Origin of the sequence: Coprococcus sp. RTP21204st1_G4_RTP21204_210225, from assembly GCF_040915385.1 — a bacterium.
Taxonomy (GTDB): Bacteria; Bacillota; Clostridia; order Lachnospirales; family Lachnospiraceae; genus Allocoprococcus; species Allocoprococcus comes.
In genome coordinates this window covers 17,592-34,910 of record NZ_JBCPDP010000003.1, presented here as the reverse complement: position 1 = coordinate 34,910, position 17,319 = coordinate 17,592, and the positions used below count along the sequence as shown (strand labels likewise).

Genomic DNA, 17,319 nt, shown 5'->3' with positions numbered 1-17,319 from the left:
CCTTCTAAAATAAATTCTCAACCGTCATAAATAATTCTTTTTCTTCTTCAATCTTTGCTTCATTTCCGATCACACAGATCTGATCATTTGCAAGCACTGCACGCGCCACACCTGCAAGTGCGCGGATATCCTCCTGGTTTGCTGTAAGGATCTGTTCTCTTTCTTTTCTGATCATCTCTGCACTGACATGATTCATATAAAGGTTCATGGAACGGTCTCCCTTGGTTGCCGGAGTCATCGGCTGATCAATGTTGCTGATCGTTCCGATAATATATTTTGTCATATCGCGTTCGCTGACCGTGAAGTTCTCCAGATATTCCGGAACTCCGTCGTAGATTTCCAGGGTTCTTCCAAGATTCGGGTCACGGTAAGATACAAAATATCCCTCACCAATGCGATTGAAGTTACTCATGCAGCCATACGCACCACCTTTTACGCGGATATTGATCCAGAGGTATTCATAACTCATGATCACTTTCAGGATCTGCAATGCCCCGTTATATTCCTCCCCTGCGTCGATAAAGTTGCCTGCCTTTGCCGCAAACTGTACTTTAGAAGAAGTTTTAAATCCTTCATTCTTCTTTTCACAGTGCAGGATGCATCGGCTCTCTGGCGTTCTCTCCGGATAAAGAGCTTCTTTTAAGCTTCCGATCTCCTCTTCCAAAACGGCAAGTCCCTCTCTTGAGGCTGTGTAACTGATCATCACATTGCCTTTTCTGAAAAGCAATTCCGACAAAGCCTTCAATCCGCTGATGATTTCTTCTTTCTTCTCATCAAAATGTTCTTCCATCTCACGGATATTCTGGTAATATTCTATTCCATTCGTCGTATCTTTAAATTTTGAAATCGGTGACTTATAAGACATTGCCCGGAGTGCTGCTGCGGAATGTCCTGCAGACAGGAAACGATCCTGCAATCTGGTCTTTGTCATAGAAAGAATCTCTTTCAGACGTTTTTCATCATCCAGTTTCGATGCTGTCAGAATCTCTTTCATCATACGGATGGCAAATGGAATCTGTCCATAAAGTGCTTTCCCTTTGATTTCAAAAGTTGCCTTGAATTCTTTTTCTTTTACTTTCGTCACATCCGGGTAAAGCTCCAGTGAAGTTCCGATTCCTCCGGTGTGTCTGTTGATTTCATTAAAAAGTTCTCCATATTCATAATGCTCAGTGTCAATGATTCCGAGAACTGCCTGCAGAAGCCCCACCATCGGAAGATCCTTTTCCGGCACATCCGAAAGGTCAAACATCAGATCCAGATAACCGATCCCGTTCGTCTCAATCTCATGGAATACCGTCGGGATATCTGCAATCTTCATCTCTTCATTATAAATCGGTGCGATCTCTCGGGAAATATCCGCTCTTGTCAGCATCGGGATCTTCTCCAAATCCTCCTGACTTGACGGTTCTTCCTGATACTCCTGTAAATGCTTTGTATCTGCAACCAGCTTTTCGATTTCTCCCCTGCTAAGGCTTTCTTTATATACCTGCAGTTTTTCTTTTAACTCCGCATCCAGTCTGGCTGTACGTCCCGGTTCCGGCACGATCGTGACCAGTGCTCCATGCTGGTTATCCAAAAGATATGTCTGAATCAGCTTTTCAAAATACCCGGTATTGATCTGTTCTTTTAAGAACGCAAAGGTGTCCAGTGCCTCCACATGGATAAACGGCTTTGTCTCATCATAAAGCCAGCTGTCAAATATCTGCAGACCGTACATCAGTCCCTTTGGATAGCCTCCGAAGTCTGCTTCACGGTAACGGAATTCATGGTAATTGATTCCCGCTTCCAGTGCCTTTTTGTCCATTCCGTTTTCTACGATAGCCTTCAATGTATCTTCGATCACTTTTACAAATTCTGCTTTCTGCTCTTCATTGGCATTCTTTGCCACAATGGAGAAGATCGGCTGATAGGTGCTGCTGTCATACGACCCGCTGATATCTTTTCCGATTCCTGCTTCCAGAAGTGCTTTTGTAATTGGTGCTCCCGGCGCAGAAAGCAGTGCATAATCCAGGATCTGGAATGCCAGATACAGCTTTTCATCCAGAGAAGTCCCAATGACCTTATTGTAGGAAAGATAGGTGTTATCTTCTGTCGATTCATTACTTGCGATCGAATACGGCTTTGTGATATCATGCATTTGCTCAAACGGCTTCTGCAGATGGATCTCAGAATCTACTTCTTTTCTATCGTAAGCAGACAGATATTCCTGATCCAGCCAATTTAATTTCTCTTCCATATCCATATTTCCATAGAGGTAAATATAGCTGTTGGACGGATGATAATAGGTTCTGTGGAAATTCAGATATTCTTCATAAGTCAGTTCCGGGATCACATCCGGATCTCCGCCGGACTCATTTGCATAGGTCGTATCCGGGAAAAGAGAATTCAGGATCATACGGTCCAGAACACCATCCGGTGAAGAAAAAGCTCCCTTCATCTCATTATAAACAACTCCGTTATAAGAAAGCTCCCCATCTGCTTCCTCCAGGTGATAATTCCAGCCCTCCTGCCGGAAGATCTCTTCGTGTTTATAAATATTTGGATGCAGAACTGCGTCCATATACACGTCCATCAGATTCTGAAAATCCTTTTCATTACAGCTTGCAACCGGATATACTGTCTTGTCCGGATAAGTCATCGCATTCAAAAAGGTGTTCAAAGATCCTTTTACCAGTTCCACAAACGGATCCTTGGTCGGAAACTTTTCCGAGCCACACAGAACAGTATGTTCCATGATATGTGGCACTCCGGTACTGTTCGTTGTCGGTGTGCGGAATCCGATATTAAATACTTTATTTTCATCATCATTGGAGATCAGAAGCACCCTCGCACCGCTCTTTTTATGTCTTAAAAGCGCTCCTTCCGATTTCAGATCCGGAAGAGGTCTGTGCTCAATGATCTCATATGCTGTAAGCTTTGTTAAATCCATATATGATTTCCTCCAAGTTCTGTAGTTAGTCTCATAAATAACATTGTACACATTTCTTTGATTTGATACAAGGTCTTGGTGGGAATTGTTTTTTATAATCCGCTGTACCTCCCCAGTTCTTTATGACTTTTCCGCCAACTATGAGAAACACGCTCCGCGTGTTTCTCAAGTTATCGCGGCAGTCGCCAAGGTCTCGTGCAAGCACGGGCTTTGACTCGTTGCTCGCGTAAATAAAATAAGGAACAGCTACGAAAGCCATTCCTCATTTTCTCTATTCTGCTTCTTTCTTCTGTGAAAAAACAGCTGTCTGCTTTTTCTGTAAAAATTTCATGAATGTCACAAATACAAGCATCATGATGATTCCTGCCGGAAGTGCGATCCATGCACTCTGTACAAATCCGGCAATAATATAATTGATAAACGAGATCACTGCGCAGCCTGCCGCATATGGGAGCTGTGTATTGACATGATTAATATGATTGCACTGTGCACCGGCAGATGCCATGATCGTTGTATCCGAAATAGGTGAACAGTGGTCACCACAAACTGCTCCAGCCATACATGCGGAGATGGCAATGATCATCATCGTCTCATTCTTTCCTTCAAATGCATGTACCACGATCGGGATCAGGATTCCGAATGTTCCCCAGCTTGTACCGGTTGCAAATGCAAGGAAGCATCCCACAAGAAAGATGATTGCCGGAAGAAGATTTACCATACCTTCCGCACTTCCGGCTACAATACCTGCTACATATTCCGCCGCTCCAAGACTGTCTGTCATAGATTTCAGTGTCCATGCAAAAACAAGAATCAGGATTGCCGGAACCATCGCCTTAAATCCATCCGGGAGACATGCCATACATTCATCGAATTTCAGCACACGTCTTACCAGATACAGCACGATTGTGATCACAAAAGCAAAGAAACTTCCGTACACCAGTCCCTGGGAAGCATCACTTCCTGAAAATGCTTCTACAAAACCGACTCCGTCAAAGAACCCACCGGTGTAGATCATTCCGATCACACAGCAGATGATCAATGAAATAATCGGGATCAAAAGATCCATTACTTTTCCTTTACAGTTATCCACTGTCTCTTCCTCCGCATTTGCATACGGTCTGTCCGGTGTGGTGTAAATATCACCTTTTTTCGCATTATCTTCATGAAGCTTCATCGGACCATACTCAACCTTCATCATAACCATTGCAATCATCATCACGATGGTAAGGATTGCATAGAAGTTATATGGAATTGCACGGATAAATATCGAAAATCCATCTTCACCTTCTACAAAACCGGTAACGGCTGCTGCCCAAGATGAAATCGGTGCAATGATACATACCGGAGCTGCTGTCGCATCGATCAGATACGCAAGCTTTGCTCTGGAAACATTCTGCGCATCCGTTACCGGACGCATCACGCTTCCGACTGTCAGACAGTTAAAATAGTCATCGATAAAGATCAGCACACCAAGAACGATTGTTGCAAGCTGTGCACCGACACGGCTCTTGATATGGGAACTTGCCCATTCACCGAATGCGGTAGATCCTCCTGCCTTATTCATCAGGCAGACCATGGTTCCTAAGATAACCAGAAAAATCAGGATTCCCACATTATAGCTGTCAGAAAGAACACCTACGATCCCTTCCTGAAAAATATGGGTGATGGTTCCTTCAAAGGAAAATCCGGAATAAAACATTCCACCCACTAAAATCCCTACAAATAACGAGCTGTACACTTCTTTTGTAATCAGTGCCAGTGCGATCGCAACCACCGGTGGAACCAGTGACCAGATGCTGGCGTACATCTTCGGTACATACTTCTCCGCGTCTGCTGCAAAAGCGACAAGGGGACTTGCCATTACGCAGATCATTATAGTTGCGAGCAGACTGCTTAACTTTTTCATTTTTTCTCTCAATTAAAAAACCTCCTATTTTAAAACATAAAAACGCCATGAATAACGCTTGCACCGTCAAAACGCATTCATGGCATGTATAGTCTTCCTTAAATGTTCTTCCGATAGCGCTCCACATGTGTGACAGTACGCTGCATCTTCTGCATCGTCCCAGAAACCGGGGTTGGGGTTCCGGCTCCTTCGGCGGTATTTCCTTTCTCTTCTGTCGGCTTCCCTGCCGCATCTTTCAGAAGGTACTGATAAATCCCGCGCCTCTATCAAGCTGAATATTCATCATTTTCTTTATCAACCATACTATAAAATTTTCATTTTTGCAAGAGATAATTGCTATTTATACATAAATTTCCAGTCCCTTTCCACCACATACCACTCCCAGACTTTTGAATGTGCAACGACAAAAGGAGTCAGAGACTTTCGTCCCTGACCCCTATTCAAGTCAATCTTATTCTTCAGAACCGTACAGTGTAACGAGTTTCTGCAGATATGCATATCTAGCTTTTGCTTCTTCTTCGTTCTTAGCAAACAGAACTTTAGCCTTTTCAGGATTGAATCTAGCAAGAGCGTTGTAACGAACTTCTCCGTTAAGGAAGTCTTCGTATCCAGCAAGGTCTGGTGCTTTGCTGTCAAGAGTGAACTTAGATCCTTCAGCTGCCGGATTGAAACGGAAGTTGTTCCAGTATCCACATTCAACTGCAAGCTGTTCTTCTGTCTGAGCTTTGCTCATGCCTTTCTTGATACCATGGTTGATACATGGAGCGTAAGCGATGATCAGGGATGGTCCCGGATATGCTTCAGCTTCTGCGATAGCTTTTACAGTCTGGTTGAAGTCAGCACCCATAGCGATCTGTGCAACGTATACGTAACCATAGCTCATTGCGATAGAAGCAAGGTCTTTCTTCTTAGTTTCTTTTCCGCCTGCTGCGAACTGAGCAATAGCACCAGTCTTAGTAGACTTAGAAGACTGTCCACCTGTATTAGAGTAAACTTCTGTATCGAATACCATTACGTTGATGTCTTTTCCACTTGCAAGTACGTGGTCAACACCACCGAATCCGATATCGTAAGCCCATCCGTCACCACCGAAGATCCACTGAGATTTCTTAGCGAGGAAGTCTTTCTTTTCAACGATATCTTTGCATGTCGGGCAGTCGCATCCTTCTAATGCAGCAACAAGTTTGTCTGTAGCTGTTCCGTTAGTAGCTCCACATCCGTATGTTTCAAGCCATTCGTTGCAAGCAGCTTTTGCTTCTTCGCTGGCTTTATCTGATGCAGCAACTTCTTCAACTTTCGCTTTCAGACCTTCTCTGATTGCTTTCTGAGCAAGTAACATACCGTAACCAAACTCAGCAGCATCTTCGAACAGTGAGTTAGACCAAGCCGGTCCCTGTCCCTTAGCGTTTACTGTGTAAGGTGTAGACGGAGATGAGTTACCCCAGATAGATGAACATCCTGTTGCATTAGCGATGTACATTCTGTCACCGAATAACTGTGTGACAAGTTTAGCGTATGGAGTCTCTCCACATCCGGCACAAGCTCCTGAGAACTCAAGCAGTGGCTGTTTGAACTGAGATCCTTTTACTGTATTTTCTTTAAATTTAGCAACAACTTCCGGTTTTACTTCGATTTCTGTACCAAAGTCAAAGTATACCTGTTCTCCAGCGTTCTCTTCCATGTTACCCATAACAAGAGCTTTTTCACCCTTCTTACCTGGGCAGACATTTGCACAAGAGCCACATCCTGTACAGTCATAAGCTGATACAGTCATTGTGAACTTCATTCCCGGCATACCGATCATGTCGATTGCTTTCAGTCCTTCTGGTGCTTTTGCAAGTTCTTCTTCTGTAAGAGCTACCGGACGGATTGCAGCGTGCGGACATACATATGCACAACGGTTACACTGGATACATGTTTCTGACTGCCAGATCGGGATATCTACTGCGATACCACGTTTTTCGTAAGCAGCTGTTCCTGACGGTGTAGATCCATCTACATAATCTTTGAATGCAGATACAGGCAGTGTGTTACCTTCCTGAGCATTAACCTTAGACTGAATGTTCTTAACGAATGCTACTGCATCTTCTCTTCCACCCTTAACTTCTGGTGTGAACAGACCTTCGTCTTCGCAGTTCTTCCAGCTTTCCGGTACTTCGATTGCGTTAACCTGCTTAGCTCCGGCATCGATAGCATCGTAGTTCATCTGTACGATCTTATCACCTTTCTTACCGTATGTAGCCTTTGCAGCTTTCTTCATAAGGTCGATAGCTTCTTCTTCCGGAATGATGTTAGCCAGTTTGAAGAATGCAGACTGAAGAACTGTATTGATACGTCCGCCAAGTCCGATTTCTTTACCGATCTTGATACCATCGATTGTATAGAATTTGATGTCATGGTTGGCGATGAATGCTTTAACCTGTCCCGGAAGATGTTTGTCAAGTTCTTCTGCTGTCCATGGGCAGTTAAGAAGGAATGTACCACCATCTACAAGTTCCTGAACCATGTTGTATTTGTTGATGTATGACGGGTTGTGGCATGCAACAAAGTTTGCTTTATGAATCAGGTAAGTAGATTTGATCGGTTTCTTACCGAAACGGAGGTGAGACATTGTAACACCACCGGATTTCTTTGAATCATAATCAAAGTAAGCCTGTGCATACATATCTGTGTTATCACCGATGATCTTGATAGAGTTCTTGTTAGCTCCGACTGTTCCGTCAGCTCCAAGTCCCCAGAACTTACAGTTGATTGTTCCTTCTGGTGTTGTAACCAGTGGAGCACCAACTTCAAGAGAAAGTCCTGTTACATCATCAACAATACCGATTGTGAATTTAGCTTTTGCTTCGTTCTCGAATACAGCAACAACCTGAGCCGGTGTTGTATCTTTAGAACCAAGTCCGTAACGTCCTGAGTTGATCTTAACAGCGTCGAATTTGGTTCCTTTAAGAGCTGCAACAACATCAAGGTACAGAGGTTCTCCAAGAGATCCTGGTTCTTTTGTTCTGTCAAGAACATTGATGTACTTAACAGAATCTGGAATTGCATCTACAAGTGCCTGTGCGCAGAATGGTCTGTAAAGACGAACTTTAACAACACCAACCTTCTTGCCCTGAGCAAGTAAGTAATCGATTGTTTCATCGATTGTGTCACAAACAGATCCCATAGCGATGATTACGCTTTCAGCGTCTTCTGCACCATGGTAGTTGAACAGTTTGTAGTTTGTTCCGATCTTAGCGTTAACTTTGTCCATGTATTCCTGTACGATTGCCGGCATAGCATCGTAGTATGGGTTACATGCTTCACGAGCCTGGAAGAATGTATCCGGGTTCTGAGCTGATCCTCTTTCACATGGATGGTTCGGGTTCAGTGCATGTGCACGGAATTCCTTGATTGCATCCTTATCTACGAGATCTTCCAGATCTTCGTAATCCCATGTTTCGATCTTCTGGATTTCGTGTGATGTACGGAAACCATCGAAGAAGTTAATGAAAGGAATTTTACCTTTCAGTGCTGCACAATGTGCAACCGGTGTCAGGTCCATAACTTCCTGTACGCTGGATTCACAGAGCATTGCGCATCCAGTCTGACGACAGGCGTAAACATCTGAATGATCACCAAAAATATTAAGAGCGTGTGAAGCTACTGCACGGGCAGATACGTTGAATACACCCGGAAGCTGTTCACCAGCAATTTTATATAAGTTAGGAATCATAAGAAGTAAGCCCTGGGAAGCTGTGTAAGTAGTAGTAAGCGCACCTGCTGACAGTGAGCCGTGTACAGTACCTGCTGCACCTGCTTCAGACTGCATTTCTGTTACCTGAACAGTCTGACCAAAAATATTCTTTCTTCCTTGTGTTGCCCATTCGTCTGTGGCTTCAGCCATTACAGATGAAGGTGTGATCGGGTAAATAGCAGCAACTTCTGTATAAGCATAAGAAGCATGAGCAGCTGCATGGTTACCATCCATGGTCTTCATTGATCTTGCCATTTTCTTTGTTCCTCCTTAGATTGTGTCAAAACTTTTACTTGTGTTAAAATTTTTTTACACTTTCGTTCGATATTATTATAGCTGTTCATATATGAAAAGTCCAGTCATTTTACTGTTCTGATTGTTCCTTTTGACGTACAACCCCTGTATTTCACAGGGTTGTTTTATGCAAACTGTAGTAAGTTTTAACTATCCTATATTATAAAAGAGACGGACATCTGTCCGCCTCTCACCATACATTATCAATTACTTTATTAACGACTATTATACGTTGAATCTGAACAGGATAATATCTCCGTCCTGTACAACATAGTCCTTACCTTCCAGTCTTACCAGACCTTTTTCTTTTGCAGCGTTATAAGTGCCACATGCCATCAAGTCATCATAGGATACGATTTCAGCGCGGATGAATCCTCTTTCAAAATCAGAATGGATCTTTCCTGCTGCCTGTGGTGCTTTCGTTCCTTTTTTGATCGTCCATGCACGGACTTCCGGTTCTCCTGCTGTCAGGTAACTGATCAGTCCGAGAAGACTGTAGCTTGCCTTGATCAGCTTTTCAAGGCCAGATTCCTTAAGTCCCAGTTCTTCCAGGAACATGCTCTTTTCATCATCATCAAGTTCCGCGATCTCCTGCTCAATTTCCGCACAGACAACGAATACTTCGCAGTCCTCTCTTTTTGCATACTCACGGACTGCCTGTACTCCCGCATTACTTGCACCATCATCTGCAAGATCATCTTCTGCCACATTTGCAGCAAAAATGACCGGCTTGTAGGTCAGAAGATTGTAGCTTTCCAGCCACTGCTGTTCATCTTCGTCATTGATATCATCAAAGCTCTTTGCCATCTTTCCATCTTCCAGATGTGCTTTAATTCTTTCCATCAGTGCCAGCTCTTTTGCGATCGTCTTGTCATTTCTTGCTGCTCTGACTGCTTTGGAAATTCTTCTTTCCAGGATCTCAAGGTCTGAAAAGATCAGCTCCAGGTTGATCGTCTCAATGTCACGCAGCGGATCGATACTTCCGTCTACATGGACAATATTGCTGTCCTCGAAACAACGTACTACATGAACAATTGCATCAACCTCACGGATATTTGCAAGAAACTGGTTTCCAAGACCTTCTCCTTTGGATGCACCTTTTACAAGACCTGCGATATCTACAAACTCAATCGCTGCCGGGATGATCTTTTTGGTGTGATACATCTCACCAAGCACATTCAGACGTTCATCCGGTACAGTAACAACGCCCACATTTGGATCAATGGTACAGAATGGGTAGTTAGCTGATTCTGCTCCTGCTTTTGTCAGTGAATTGAATAAAGTACTTTTTCCTACATTCGGTAATCCTACGATTCCTAATTTCATTTTGTATATTTCCTCCTATAAATCCTTTGATTTTCAGTATAATTATCTAAATTCAGTACTCTGTATTATACCATAGCCTTTTCTCTTTGTGAATATTTAAGTTTCTGTTTTCTTTACACTTGTAAGCAACCTTATTTGTAAAACTTAATTTTCTCTAAGAAATTTGTTGCGCCTGCCGCCAATGACAGATCGTTCTTGATGAAAATTTTTTTCGGTTATTTGAATACCTGAAAACCAAAAACACTCACCCATTCCGGGTGAATGCTTTATCAAAATTTCCTTATTTTGTTGTTTGATTTATGAACCGGCAATTCGTCATACATTGCTTTAAAAAGTCCAGTCAAATATTCCTTACTGTCAACATCTTCTACTAACAGCATCTCCTTTGCCCCTTCATACGGTAATTCATAAATCGCAGTTGCCATATAAGAAACTGCAGATTTTGTCGGTTTCACAAGTAACCTGTCATCATATATGCCTCCGACAATCCTGCCACGATAATATATGATATATTCTCCCATCATTGCACGATAATTAATTTCTTCTAAATCAGATAACTGCTCTAATATAAATTGTAAATATTCTTTGCTTGAGGCCATGTTTTTGTCCTTTCAAATACCTGCATTTTCAAATTATACTGTAATCTCAATTTGATTATCTTCAACCGCAACAATGCAGCTTTCGTAATATCCATCACCCGTAGTCCGTGGTCCACTGATAACCTCATAACCATCCGCTTTTAATTCTGCCGTCAATGCATCCACTATTTCTATACTTCCTACGCTAAAAGCTATATGTGAATATCCCGTACGAACTATTTTCTTCGGTAAATCAGCCATTTCCGGTAAATTCATTATTTCAATACGTGCACCATCCTCAAATGTGAGAAAATACGAATAAAAGCCTGTTTTCTGATTATGATATCCAGCATTTGATTTTGCTCCCAAATATTTCATAAAGAATTTTTTTGTATTTTCCAAATCATTTACATAAAGTGCAACATGTTCAATTCTCATGATTATTACTCCAATTCCTGATGCTCTGATTCATCGTTCAAATTGCTTCACCCTTTCAACTTATCTGCATTTCCTGTAAGAAATGATCCATATGCTCTTCCAGTAACTTTATCACTTGACTTTTGTCTTCTGCTCCATCATATATGCTATAAAGCAAAAAAATAGGTCCATAAAAATCAAGTGCTGTCTGTCTGGCTTTTCCTTCATCGCCCAGCATTCCTGAAAACAAAGCTTCCATATAAGTTAATGGTCCGCTTGCAAGATAATTCTGATATAGCTGTGCCATCTGTGGCTCTCTGTACTGTTCCAATGTCAACATCTTACGAAAACAGCTTGAAAATTCTTCCTCCGTCCAATGAAGAAACTGCACCTTTGTGAACTGCTTAATCTTATCAAATGCCGTTTCTTTATACTCGGCTGTAACCTTTTCCAGATCACCCTCCGGCATTTCATACTGCTTTACTCTCTCAATATCCAATTCATTCATTTTTTCAATAATACTGTCCAATATCTCCTGCTTGCTTTTATAATGCTTATACAATGCAGCCTTGGTTACTCCAAGTTTTAAAGCAATATCATTCATGGATGTTCCCATATATCCACTCTGTGCAAATAACTTCAAAGCTTCTTCCAATATTTTTTTCTTTGTGTTCTTTTCTTTGCTTTCCATGTCTATCTCCTAATTTAAATCTGTTATTAAATTACCTTTTGGTAACTTGTCAAGTAAATTATAAATTAGTGTTTTCTTTCTCCCTGCATTTTGAAAAAATAACATGCCGTTTTGCATTATTGTTAGTTCTGCATCGACATCATTGGCAAACTTATGGATAATCTCCTGTGATGTCAGATTATCTTTATCTCCATATAATATACAAGTCGAAACCGACCAATTGACCGGATGATTACGCACATAACACAAATATTCCCAGGACAATGTTTCTCCAAATCCTGTAGTTATCAACTGTTTTTCACGTAACTTTTCTTCCGTTATATCCGCCCATCTCATCATGTCAAGAATCACCTTTTCCATATCAACGATTGGTGAAATGAAAAAGGCTTTGTCTATCTGCCGAAAATAATATTTTCTATCGTCCGCCTTCACCATCTGGCAGCAATGTAACAAAATAATAAATAATTCCGAATACAGCTATACTTCCCATCATAATACCGATCATCTGATTTACACCTACCACATTTTCATGAAATACCGGATTGCAATCAAGAGTGGCTCTTATCGCTTCAACCATTTCATCCGGATAATGTTTTCTCTCCATCTCCATGAATACTCCGTGAAGCATATGATTCTTAATCAATGAAGTGGCATATGTACTCGGGAGATAAGACAGTGCCTTCTGAAGACCTGATCCAAAATTTGAAATCGGCATATAAGCACCACATATAAAACCATATCCTGCGCTGACAATTGTACCTACAGCCGAAAGCTGTCCCTGTGTTGTCAACGGAAAGCTAATGATACTTGAAAGCGTACTTCCAAACAGGACGAGCAATATCATATCAAATAAAACCCATAATACATCTACTGCATTCAGATACCATCCCATTTTAAGCAGATATCCCAGACATAATACAAACGCAAGTGCATTGACCATCAATGAATTAGCTACTGTTGAGAGAAAATATCCCAAATATATTTTTCCCTTGCTGACAGGCGAAACATTAAAATCCTTCCATGTTCCATTTGCCTTGTCCTGCACCATAGTCAGATTCACACAAAATGTTACAGTGATACAGCTTACTGCCATAAGTGATGCTGTCAGTTGTGCTGCCACGGTTCCATTAATGAGCTTATCTGAAATCGTGATCATATCCGGAATCGCTGCTGTAAAAGAATCTCTGAAAACTTTTGCAAGAAACGTAGCATACAGAACAATCAGAATGACGGGGGTAATCATTGATGTAAACAACATCCCTTTATCTTTAAAAAACAGTTTCCTGTTCCTGTTCATCAATGCCAATACTGTTCTCATCAATGCTCACCTCCTAGCTTTTTCCCTGTGACTGCAAGAAATACATCATCCATTCCGCCTTTTACTACTTCATAATCCCTGAATAGGTCCTGATGCTCTACAATAAGCTCCGTAGCTTCTTTCGTATTTCTTACTTTTATCTGATATCCGTCACGTATTTTTTTATATTCTCTGTTCAATGACTTTATTTCATCTTCGGAAATACCGTAAACAGACACTATATCCTGTACATAATCATTTTTAAGTTCAAACGGTGTACCTTCCGCTGCGATACTTCCTTTGTCGAGAATCACAACATACCCGGCATTAGCAGCCTCTTCCATATAATGGGTGGTTAGAAATACTGTCATATTTTCATTTTTCTGAAGCTTCTCGATAACATTCCAGATTAATTGCCTTGTCTGTGGATCAAGCCCTGTTGTAGGCTCGTCAAGAATCAAAATCTCCGGTCTATGCAATAATGCACGGGCAATATCAATTCTTCTTCTCTGACCTCCCGACAGCTTACCTACAGGTCTGTTTAAAAACTCGTCAAAATCCAGAATTTCGACCAGCTCCTGTAATCTCTTATCAAAGGCATTTCCTGTAATGCCGTACAAAGCAGCTCTGCTCTTTAGGTTTTCTTTCACCGTTAGCGGTTTATCAAGTACGCTATCCTGAAATACAACACCAAGCATCCTTTTTGTCTGTGCGCCGGCTTTGTCAGTTTCTATTCCGTTTACCTGAACCGTTCCACTGTCTTTTTTCAGCAGTCCACAAAGAATAGAAATGGTTGTACTTTTCCCTGCACCGTTTACTCCTAGAAATGCAAACAATTCTCCTTTTTTCACACGAAAGCTCAAATCATTTACCGCTTTTACTTCGCCAAAGCTTTTATTCAGGTGGCTGATTTTAATGATATCTGATTCCATATCTTCTCCTTATATTTTCATTTTTCCTTAAATGCTGCAGCATATGTTGGATTTATCTTTTAAAATAAAATCCATATATTAAAAAGTAATATGAATGCAAAAATTGTCCATGCCCCTTAGCAGTTACCAATCGGTTACTTATATTGTAGTAACCAATTGGTAACTTGTCAATCTTTTTATAATCTTCTATCGGATGAACATCCGAAACATAAATCATCGAATCATATGAATAAAAAATATAATTTTTTCGCTTGCCGTTTTCGTTCTTCACTTGTTTTGTTATAAGCCATTATCTTTCATCCGATCTGATTTTTGGTATAGAAATCAAATCGGAGCATGGCGGTGACCGGATATGTGATATCCCACAATTCTCAAAAAATGTCGAAAAAAAAGTGTTGCAACCAGTATGATGATTACAACACTTTGGTCATTCTTATTGTTTAATTCTTTTTGTTGGACCCATTGATGCAAATACCACTTCTCCTATTGCTCATGTCTCCCCTCAAAACATTACATTTAGAAGCATATGACATAATAATTAACCACTACCCCATATTATAAATAGCACCCAGAGATACTTATTTCAGACTGATAATCAGATTTTTATTGAATTTATTAATCTATATGTTATGACAACATATCTTTCAGACATGTACTCCGGTAGTCACTCGGTGATATTTTATATCTTTCTTTAAATACTCGGTTAAATGTTCTCTGACTTTCAAATCCACTATCCAGACAAATGTTTGTAATAGAATCACTCGTATTTTCCAAACGCTGGCATGCATAGTTCAGCCTTACATCGTTAAGATATTGATTAAAATTTCTATGGAATGTTTTGGAAAAGAGTCTGGATAAAACATATTTGCTCACCCCCAGATCTTTTGCCATCTCTTCCAGCGAAAATTTCTTCTTAAAATTTGCTGATATATAGGAAACTGTCTGGTAAATAAGATCGTTGCTCCCCACATTACTCTTTTCTACCAAATTTAATTTTCCTATGCAGCGTGCCAACACAATTTGAAGATATGCCTGTGCAACAGTAATATCCGACTGTTCTGTCTCTAAAATTGCATTTATAACCCTATATACCTCCGGTTCAACCTTTTCCGCTTTGATGATTGGGTATTCAGGGGCCATGGATTGCATGATATCTGCAAATTTGGCTATCGTAAATGGCGATGCAATCAGATAAGTCGCTTTATTTACACCGGGTGTCAGTACCTGATAGTGATGAATAACATCTGGAAATACAAAGCCTATATCTCCTTTTTCCATATGGTATAGTTCCTGTCCGACACCAAGTTCTAATACTCCACTTGTTACACAAACGATCTCCAGTGCATTATGAAGATGAGGTTCAATATGTTTTGACTTCCTATTTATTGCTATGATCTCCTCTTTTGTGTCAACATATTTTAACTGCATGAAATACTCCCCTTTGCAACATTTGTCTATATCTTCTTTCGATTTGGCAAGCAATCCTTTTACACCTATCTTATAATCAACTTGTAAATAAGGAAAGGAGGAATTGCAAATGAGCAACCTAAAAAAATATCTGAATGACCTTTTAGTATTCTACACTGAATATTTTGAGCATCCTTACCATGCATAAATACTAAAAGGACTATTTTGTGAAAACTGAATATTTTCTTAAGGCCATTTCACAAAAATGAAGTGGTCCTTTTTTATTTTCAAAATACAGTTCAATCACTTTATATATAGAAAAAAGCACTGTCTCATCGAGCAACGACCAGACAACGCTTTCTCCTGTCAATTCTAATTTATGTCTGATGCATCTGTTACTTCATCTGTAGCAATTCCTTTTTCTGCTTTCAGTTTTTTATTTGCATCTTCTACATTCATTCTTGAAAGTACAAACATAATCAATACATCAAAGATTAACGGAAGCCAAAGATACATAAACTGCATCATATCAAGTGCAGACTGCGGCTGAGTTGCATTTGTTCCGATATATCCACTGAACTCAAGCAGCCATCCAACAACAGCGGTTCCAATACCTCCACCGATTTTTACGCCAAGAGAAGTACAAGAATACATCGTTCCGTCAATTCTCTTTCCCTGTGTAAGATAAGTGTACTCAGAGCAGGATGCGATAACTGCATTCATATCTCCCTGCCATGGTCCCTGACCTAAGGCTGCAAGAGCTGTAAATGCCATCATCAGCGGAACACTGCCCATATATCCTGCAACAACAACAAGTGCTCTACCGATGACTGCTAAGACATAACCTCTTAAGTTCAGTTTATACATACCTTTCCACTTACCAACTAATGTCGGTGTGAAAATCAGGGCAATGATCAGTGGAATATTTACTGCCCATGCAAATTGTCCAAACAAATTCTTATTTTTCAGTACCCATGTCATGTAATAAATGCCAGCTCCAATCATGGCACCATATAACTGCTGTAAAATATATGTTCCACAAATCATCATGTAATATTTGTTTTTAACAAGAAGCTTGAATGCCTGTACCATTCCGTACTTTTCATTATCATTCTTTACTTCTCCTTCATTAAGTTCTTCCTCAGGAAGTTCCTTAACAGAAAGTGCTGAAATCGTATTTACGACCAGACCAATGATTGCATAGATAATAGCAACCGTTCTCCATGCTGCAGCATCTCCACCACATTTATCTACAAATCCAACTGTAATTGCCTGAATCAGAAGACTTGTTGAAAACGCAAAAATAAAACGGTAAGATCCCATCTGCACACGCTCTTTGCTGTTCTTTGTAATCAGTGACGTAAGTGCTGAATAGGCAATATTGTTTGCTGTATAAAACACACCATTTAACAGTGTGTAAGAGATAAAGAACCATGCATATTTAGCCGTTGTTCCCAAGCTGACTGGTACTGCAAAACAGCAGACCAGCGTAATGGCACAACCAATATATCCATATAGCATCCAGGGTTTCGCTTTTCCCATTTTACTGTGTGTTTTGTCAATCATTGATCCAAAAAATATATCCGTAAAACCATCAAATAGTTTTGATACGGCAATCAGGGTACCTACGACACCTGCAGCAAGTCCTACTGAGTCCGTCAAATAGACCATCATAAAAGATGTCAGGAACGCATAGACTACATTACCTGCAATATCGCCTGATCCATATCCAATTTTGTTATACCATTTCAAATACTTTTTTTCTTCCATCGAATTTCTTTGCTCCTCATCTTCATCGCACTTAGA

The 17,319-nt window shown here is 40.6% G+C and carries 12 protein-coding genes and 1 riboswitch; all 12 genes read right to left on the bottom strand.

Going from position 1 to position 17,319, the window contains the following annotated elements; genetic code table 11:
• Window positions 1-4: 4 nt before the first annotated feature.
• On the bottom strand, window positions 5-2,929 hold the full coding sequence (locus tag AB5213_RS03515; RefSeq protein WP_195434567.1) for an insulinase family protein: 2,925 nt from the start codon (window positions 2,927-2,929) through the stop codon (window positions 5-7).
• Window positions 2,930-3,200: 271 nt separating this feature from the next.
• Window positions 3,201-4,790, bottom strand: coding sequence for a Na+/H+ antiporter NhaC family protein (locus AB5213_RS03510; protein WP_368276386.1), 1,590 nt, complete (start codon window positions 4,788-4,790; stop codon window positions 3,201-3,203).
• A 151-nt stretch (window positions 4,791-4,941) separates the two neighbouring features.
• Window positions 4,942-5,109: riboswitch (Lysine riboswitch) on the bottom strand.
• A gap of 177 nt (window positions 5,110-5,286) precedes the next feature.
• Window positions 5,287-8,826 (bottom strand): pyruvate:ferredoxin (flavodoxin) oxidoreductase, encoded by a 3,540-nt coding sequence (gene nifJ / locus AB5213_RS03505; RefSeq protein ID WP_195254859.1) that lies wholly within the window; start codon window positions 8,824-8,826, stop codon window positions 5,287-5,289.
• A 264-nt stretch (window positions 8,827-9,090) separates the two neighbouring features.
• Complete coding sequence (gene ychF, locus AB5213_RS03500) at window positions 9,091-10,191, bottom strand: redox-regulated ATPase YchF (protein WP_022220674.1); 1,101 nt, start codon at window positions 10,189-10,191, stop codon at window positions 9,091-9,093.
• 269 nt (window positions 10,192-10,460) lie between these two features.
• On the bottom strand, window positions 10,461-10,790 hold the full coding sequence (locus AB5213_RS03495) for a TfoX/Sxy family protein (protein ID WP_055246370.1): 330 nt from the start codon (window positions 10,788-10,790) through the stop codon (window positions 10,461-10,463).
• Between the two features lie 33 nt (window positions 10,791-10,823).
• Entirely contained in the window at window positions 10,824-11,207 is a 384-nt protein-coding gene (locus tag AB5213_RS03490) for a VOC family protein (protein ID WP_008372125.1), read from the bottom strand.
• Window positions 11,208-11,262: 55 nt separating this feature from the next.
• Window positions 11,263-11,877, bottom strand: a complete 615-nt coding sequence (locus AB5213_RS03485) for a TetR/AcrR family transcriptional regulator (protein WP_055246369.1) — start codon at window positions 11,875-11,877, stop codon at window positions 11,263-11,265.
• Window positions 11,878-11,886: 9 nt separating this feature from the next.
• Complete coding sequence (locus AB5213_RS03480) at window positions 11,887-12,237, bottom strand: hypothetical protein (protein ID WP_368276335.1); 351 nt, start codon at window positions 12,235-12,237, stop codon at window positions 11,887-11,889.
• Window positions 12,238-12,292: 55 nt separating this feature from the next.
• Entirely contained in the window at window positions 12,293-13,195 is a 903-nt protein-coding gene (locus AB5213_RS03475; RefSeq protein ID WP_055246366.1) for an ABC transporter permease, read from the bottom strand.
• The gene (locus tag AB5213_RS03470) at window positions 13,195-14,106 is read right to left on the bottom strand and encodes an ABC transporter ATP-binding protein (protein ID WP_368276334.1); all 912 of its coding nucleotides are present in this window, start codon (window positions 14,104-14,106) and stop codon (window positions 13,195-13,197) included. Before AB5213_RS03470 ends, AB5213_RS03475 begins: the two co-directional genes overlap by 1 nt.
• 627 nt (window positions 14,107-14,733) lie before the next feature.
• Entirely contained in the window at window positions 14,734-15,534 is an 801-nt protein-coding gene (locus AB5213_RS03465) for an AraC family transcriptional regulator (RefSeq protein WP_055246364.1), read from the bottom strand.
• Window positions 15,535-15,885: 351 nt separating this feature from the next.
• On the bottom strand, window positions 15,886-17,283 hold the full coding sequence (locus tag AB5213_RS03460; RefSeq protein ID WP_055157439.1) for an MFS transporter: 1,398 nt from the start codon (window positions 17,281-17,283) through the stop codon (window positions 15,886-15,888).
• Window positions 17,284-17,319 lie beyond the last annotated feature (36 nt).

Excerpts from the sequence above, each read along its gene's own strand:
- AB5213_RS03470 (WP_368276334.1), bottom strand. The coding sequence starts at position 14,106 with ATGGAATCAGATATCATTAAAATCAGCCACCTGAATAAAAGCTTTGGC.
- AB5213_RS03485 (WP_055246369.1), bottom strand. The coding sequence starts at position 11,877 with ATGGAAAGCAAAGAAAAGAACACAAAGAAAAAAATATTGGAAGAAGCT.
- nifJ (WP_195254859.1), bottom strand. The coding sequence starts at position 8,826 with ATGGCAAGATCAATGAAGACCATGGATGGTAACCATGCAGCTGCTCAT.
- AB5213_RS03465 (WP_055246364.1), bottom strand. The coding sequence starts at position 15,534 with ATGCAGTTAAAATATGTTGACACAAAAGAGGAGATCATAGCAATAAAT.
- AB5213_RS03490 (WP_008372125.1), bottom strand. The coding sequence starts at position 11,207 with ATGAGAATTGAACATGTTGCACTTTATGTAAATGATTTGGAAAATACA.
- AB5213_RS03460 (WP_055157439.1), bottom strand. The coding sequence starts at position 17,283 with ATGGAAGAAAAAAAGTATTTGAAATGGTATAACAAAATTGGATATGGA.
- AB5213_RS03515 (WP_195434567.1), bottom strand. The coding sequence starts at position 2,929 with ATGGATTTAACAAAGCTTACAGCATATGAGATCATTGAGCACAGACCT.
- ychF (WP_022220674.1), bottom strand. The coding sequence starts at position 10,191 with ATGAAATTAGGAATCGTAGGATTACCGAATGTAGGAAAAAGTACTTTA.
- AB5213_RS03495 (WP_055246370.1), bottom strand. The coding sequence starts at position 10,790 with ATGGCCTCAAGCAAAGAATATTTACAATTTATATTAGAGCAGTTATCT.
- AB5213_RS03475 (WP_055246366.1), bottom strand. The coding sequence starts at position 13,195 with ATGAGAACAGTATTGGCATTGATGAACAGGAACAGGAAACTGTTTTTT.
- AB5213_RS03510 (WP_368276386.1), bottom strand. The coding sequence starts at position 4,790 with ATGGCAAGTCCCCTTGTCGCTTTTGCAGCAGACGCGGAGAAGTATGTA.
- AB5213_RS03480 (WP_368276335.1), bottom strand. The coding sequence starts at position 12,237 with ATGGAAAAGGTGATTCTTGACATGATGAGATGGGCGGATATAACGGAA.